Source organism: Candidatus Solincola tengchongensis, assembly GCF_015711935.1.
Lineage (GTDB): Bacteria > Actinomycetota > Geothermincolia > Geothermincolales > RBG-13-55-18 > Solincola_A > Solincola_A tengchongensis.
Genome location: NZ_JACVJJ010000109.1, coordinates 1 through 4,775, shown reverse-complemented (window position 1 = coordinate 4,775; position 4,775 = coordinate 1). Strand labels below are relative to the sequence as shown.

The 4,775-nt window shown below is 65.5% G+C and carries 6 protein-coding genes; 4 read left to right on the top strand and 2 right to left on the bottom strand.

The features are described from left to right. From H7007_RS11665 to H7007_RS11650, 4 genes are all read left to right on the top strand, one after another. Window positions 1-181, top strand: a 181-nt coding sequence (locus H7007_RS11665; RefSeq protein WP_287155472.1) for a hypothetical protein, incomplete at its 5' end; no start/stop codon positions are given. A gap of 381 nt (window positions 182-562) precedes the next feature. Then, on the top strand, window positions 563-817 hold the full coding sequence (locus H7007_RS11660) for a hypothetical protein (RefSeq protein WP_287155471.1): 255 nt from the start codon (window positions 563-565) through the stop codon (window positions 815-817). 70 nt (window positions 818-887) lie between these two features. Further along, window positions 888-1,433, top strand: coding sequence for a hypothetical protein (locus H7007_RS11655; RefSeq protein ID WP_287155470.1), 546 nt, complete (start codon window positions 888-890; stop codon window positions 1,431-1,433). 19 nt (window positions 1,434-1,452) lie between these two features. Beyond that, window positions 1,453-2,565 (top strand): hypothetical protein, encoded by a 1,113-nt coding sequence (locus tag H7007_RS11650; protein ID WP_287155468.1) that lies wholly within the window; start codon window positions 1,453-1,455, stop codon window positions 2,563-2,565. A 23-nt stretch (window positions 2,566-2,588) separates the two neighbouring features. Here the strand turns inward: H7007_RS11650 and H7007_RS11645 are convergent, their stop codons facing one another. Both H7007_RS11645 and H7007_RS11640 read right to left on the bottom strand, forming a co-directional pair. Then, the gene (locus tag H7007_RS11645; RefSeq protein ID WP_287155467.1) at window positions 2,589-3,698 is read right to left on the bottom strand and encodes an FAD-dependent oxidoreductase; all 1,110 of its coding nucleotides are present in this window, start codon (window positions 3,696-3,698) and stop codon (window positions 2,589-2,591) included. Between the two features lie 121 nt (window positions 3,699-3,819). Further along, window positions 3,820-4,775: glycosyltransferase family 4 protein (locus tag H7007_RS11640; protein ID WP_287155466.1), on the bottom strand; the 956-nt coding region annotated here is incomplete at its 5' end.

Below are 4,775 nucleotides of genomic sequence, written 5' to 3'. Positions count from 1 at the left end.
GGCGAAGACGACGGAGTACCGCCTTTCGGGGATCTTCATCCGCGGTCATCTGCCCTCCTCGCTCCGGACGGAACAGGGATATTATATAACGGTCCCAGGCGGATTGCACCCTGCCGGGCTTCGAAAGGACAAGGTGACAATATCCCAGATATTCCCATACTGCCGCCTCTTTTCGAGATAAGCGCCATCCGTGCGATGGCAACTGACGGTTCTCGACCACGTCCCGAGACACCTACCCGGACGTTCCACCCTTCTCCCCAACCGGTGCAGAACACCAGTTCGCGCCGCACGCGCAACTCCTCGCATGACAGAGGCGGTTTATCCCGATCCGTAAAGGGGAACAACCGACTTGGAAGCCGGTAGGTTAAAGGCCACCTCCGTCGACGCCGGGACACGCGCGGCTGAAGTGACGCCTGATCGAGCGTGTCCCGGAGCCTACAGGGATGAAGGGTGCAGGCGGAGAAATTATCCAGGGGCGCAGGATATCCGAACGCGGGCCGGCGCTGTGCTGTCCCAGCCCGCTGCGGGACAGGGACGGGACATAAAGAAAGGGGGGCGAGGGATGGAAAAACAGGTGGGAAGGGTAACCCATTACTTCGGCAAGGTGGGTGTGGCAGCCATCGAGCTCGAGGACGAACTCAAGGTCGGGGACACCATACACGTCAAGGGGCACACCTCCGACTGGACCCAGAAGGTGGAGTCCATGCAGATCGAACACCGCCCGGTAGAACGGGCGGGCCCCGGAGACGTCGTCGGGATCAAGGTCTTGGAGCATGCCCGCGAGCACGACGTGGTCTACAAGGTCATCGAGGAGTAGCCAGGTCCGTTCCCCGAGCCGGCATGGTTTATAATCGCTCACGAGGGCGAACGACGTGAAAGGAGAGAGGATGGCGGCCGGCCCGGGAAGTGAAGGCAAAAGCCTGGAGTTCGAGATACGTGGAGGTCCCTGGGAGGCTCTCCACGCCATGGTCTTCTACGCCGCGGTGATCTGCGCCATCCTGGCCACGGCGGGGGTCTCCCGCATGGCGACGGGGATAAGCGCGGTGGCCCTCCTCTTCTACAGCATCCTGGCCGTCTTCTCCTCTCCCACCTATCTGGTCATCATCCCGGAAGAGAAAGCCGTGGTATGGGAACGCTACCGCTTCTTCCTCCCCCTTCGTCGCAAGCACCCCCGCGAGGAGCTGGAGGAGATAGTGGTCCTGGAGTCGAGCGGAGCGCCCACGGAAGGGGACGAAAAGCGCTCCGGAGGGAGCATCGCCTATTCCGCCCGCGTCTACCTGCGCTGGCGCGGAGGGAGGAAACGGAGGGTCTTCCGGTCAGAGATGTCCAGCTCCCCGGCGGAGAACCGGACCCGGGCCTTCCTGGTCGCGGAAGCCCTGGCCAGGCACCTGGGCTTGCCGGTCTCCTACTCCGGGCAGAGGCGGATGGGTTGAGGGGAGGGGAGAAGCGGTCATGTCCTTTTGGAAGCGATTGGGCCAGAGAGCCGGTCTCCGGAAGATCGCGACGGCAGCCATGGCGGCCATGCTCTCGCTCGCCCTCTCCGCGTGCGGCAACGGCGGGAAGGGCCTGCACTCCTGGGAAAGGGATCCCATCGTTCCCGGCTACTCGGCTGCGGACATCGAGATCGGGAGCGCCTTCTCCGCCGTCCTCGAGGTCCACGGGGAACCGGAAGAACACCGGCGGGACGGCGGCTACCTCTACGCCTATTATGGCCGCACACGCCAGGAGGGGAAGATCGACGACCCCGCTTCCTGGATCCTGGTGGTCACCCTCTACGACCAGGGCAACGGTTCCCGCGACCCGGAGGACGAGGTGGGCGCGGTGGAGGTCTCCTCACCATACGCGGGAAGGACCTCCGGCGGGGTGGGGATAGGCAGCACCGCCGGGGAGGTGGAGGAAGAATTCGGCCCCTGCCCGAACGTCTCCACATCCACCACCGATTACGGCGAGTTGCTCCTCTACTCCTATGCCGACCGCGGCGTGGAGTTCCTCATAAGCCCCTCCGAGGGCGTGGTCACCGTCATAGTGACCGCCTACGGGGGATTGCGCCCGGTGGAGGAAATGCCAGGGGAGGGGATGAGGGGGGAGGGGATCTTCGGGTCCCACCGGGCGGACCCCATCCTTCCGGGCCACTCCGCCGCGGGCATCGGCATAGGGAGCGACTTCCGCTCCGTGCGGGAGTTGTACGGACCGCCGGACTCCAGCGGGCACACCACGGAGGGGCTGGTATACGCCACTTACACCGGTGGGTACGGGACCTGGAAGCTTACCGTCTACCTGGAAGACCGCGACAAGGGCAAGGGGCTGGACGACTTCGACACCGTGGTCTCCATCTGCCTCCGCCATCCGTACGCCGGAAGGACCCCCAAGGGTGTGGGCATCGGTTCAGCCCAGGTGGAGGTGATCAAGGAGTTCGGGACGCCCGAGAGGCAGACCAACGGCCTCCACCAGGGCGAGCAAGCGATAATTCTGGAATATAATACCAAGGGAATCGTCTTCGCCCTGCGCTCCACCACGGGGGAGGTCATGGAGATAGACGTCAACCGGCCCCTGACCTCCTCCTGAGCATGTCGTGCGCGCTTCCGGCCTCAACGGCTCAAGCGCCGCCGCAGAGAACGAAGGTCGCGCCGCGCCGTGCGTCCCTTCTCGCCCGCCCAGGGGCTCAAGTCCAGCTCCCCCACCCTCCCGGCGGACCGCTTCCTCCCCCCTGCCGCCCACATCTCCAGCATAGGCTGAGCTCGCCGCAGGTAGTGCAGGTGAGGGGTGACGTTTTCCCCGGCACTCTCGGCGATACACTCCCCGGCCAGCTTCCCGCTTTCCAGGGCCAGGCGTATACCGAAACCCCAGGGGTCGAGAAATCCGGCCGCCTCACCGGCAAGGAGTGCGCTCCCCGCTCCGAGGTTGAACCTGCCGCTCCTTGCCATGCGGTTGGAAACGGAGACCATACGCACGGATTCCCCCCTCAACGCCAGGCCTATGCGGCGGGAGAGGAACTCCCGCAGGGCCTCCAGCTCACCCTGCCAGTGGCGCTCCTGCCCCCAGCTAATCGCCATGCCCACCGTCCCGGCGCGCACGAAGAACCTTCCCAGCCTCTCGCCGCGCGCCAGAACCGCCAATCCCAGCCACCGGGGGTCCCAGTCCGCCTCACCTTCCGAGAGGACCAGCACGGTCCTCTCCAGGGCGGGTAGGGTGTGCAACCGGTAGAGCTCGGGACGGACCGTCTTGGAGACCAGGCTCTCCGCGCCGTCCGCCCCCACAAGGTAGGTGGCCTCCGCCTCCCCCTCCTCCTCCCCGCGGAGAAAACGCACCCGGGCGTAGAACCTCCCCGCGGTCACCTCCGTCACCCGGCATCCGTCCCACACCTCGGCTCCACCCGACCTGGCCAGGAAAGCGTCGAGAGAGGCGCGTCTCACCCATAGCCCTTCCCCGGAAAAAGGAAGGAGGTATTCACCTCCTCCCTCGCTCAAGACCTTCACCCCCAGGGCCTCCGCCGGCTCCAGCAGGCACTCCGCGGGGAGCGGGCCGAAGCCCTCCTCCAACAACCGCCTGCCCTCCGGGGAGAGAAGACCCATACAGGCCTTCTCCCGGGGCAACCCCTCCTTGTCCAGGAGGAGTACCTTGAACCCTCTCGAGGCGAGTTCCCTGGCGGCCATGCAGCCGGCGGGGCCTGCCCCCACCACCGCCACGTCGTAATGCATTCCCGATTCCTCTCCTTGCAAACAGGCTCCGGTTTGCCACGCGCCGGGTCACGGGTTTCAATGTATATCCGCGCAGCCGCCGCTGGCAAGGAGAGTGTTCATGGCGCCGGAATGCCGTCTTTCAGGCGGGTCGGGCATGCACGGGACGCAGGCGCTTGCGATGCATATCCAGTGCCTTGGCATATATTTCCATATAGCCCTCGGCCATGGCCCGGGGGCTGAACCTCTCCTCCGCCACCCTGCGGCAGGTCAGAGGATCGATCTCTTCTATACGGTCCAGGAAAGGCAGAAGTCCGTCCGGCGTGTCGGCCAGGAACCCGGTCACCCCGTGCTCCACGACCTCCGGTGCCGCCCCCCAGCGCGTGGCCAGGACCGGCGTCCCGCAGGCCAAGGACTCGGCCATCACCAGCCCGAAGGGTTCCTCCCACTGTATGGGGAACAGGAAGGCGGCCGCCCGTGAGATGAGGCGCACCTTCTCCTCCTGTGAGACCTCCCCGAGATACACGGCGTTTTCCCCGTCCAGCAGGGGACGAACTCGCCGCTCGAAATATTCCCTGTCCCGCCCGGGGTCGATCTTCCCCGCCAGAAGGATGCGCCTTCCCGCCTTCCGGGCCAGGCGGACGGCGTGTTCCGTCCCCTTGGCCTCGCAGATGCGGCTTACGCAGACCAGGTAGTCCTCCTTCTCCCCGGCGAAGCGGTGTTCATCCACATCCACGGCGTTGGGCACTACGCCGAGATAGTTCAACTCCGGGCAACAGTCGCGCTGCCTCCGGCTTATGGCCACGTAATAGCAGTCCTCCCGGAAAGCCCGGTAGAAGAGGCGCGTATCCTCGGTGAAAGGCCCGTGCAGCGTGTGAACCACGGGCTGGGAGATGAGCCCGGCGAAGGCCGGGCCCAGGAACCCGGAATGATCGTGTACCAGGTCGTAGGGCCCGGAGGAGATGATCCTGTAGGCCTGCCCCACGTGGTAAGCGTCGAAGAGGGTTTCCCCCATGTGCGAGGTAGGAGCCTCTTCCAGGCTTATCACCTGGCGGGCCAAGGTTCGGGAGGGACCGGCGGCGAAGAGGGTCACTTCCT

Bases quoted from the DNA above. Each gene is read 5' to 3' on its own strand.
- H7007_RS11655 (WP_287155470.1), top strand. From the start codon at position 888: ATGGCGGCCGGCCCGGGAAGTGAAGGCAAAAGCCTGGAGTTCGAGATA.
- H7007_RS11650 (WP_287155468.1), top strand. From the start codon at position 1,453: ATGTCCTTTTGGAAGCGATTGGGCCAGAGAGCCGGTCTCCGGAAGATC.
- H7007_RS11660 (WP_287155471.1), top strand. From the start codon at position 563: ATGGAAAAACAGGTGGGAAGGGTAACCCATTACTTCGGCAAGGTGGGT.
- H7007_RS11645 (WP_287155467.1), bottom strand. From the start codon at position 3,698: ATGCATTACGACGTGGCGGTGGTGGGGGCAGGCCCCGCCGGCTGCATG.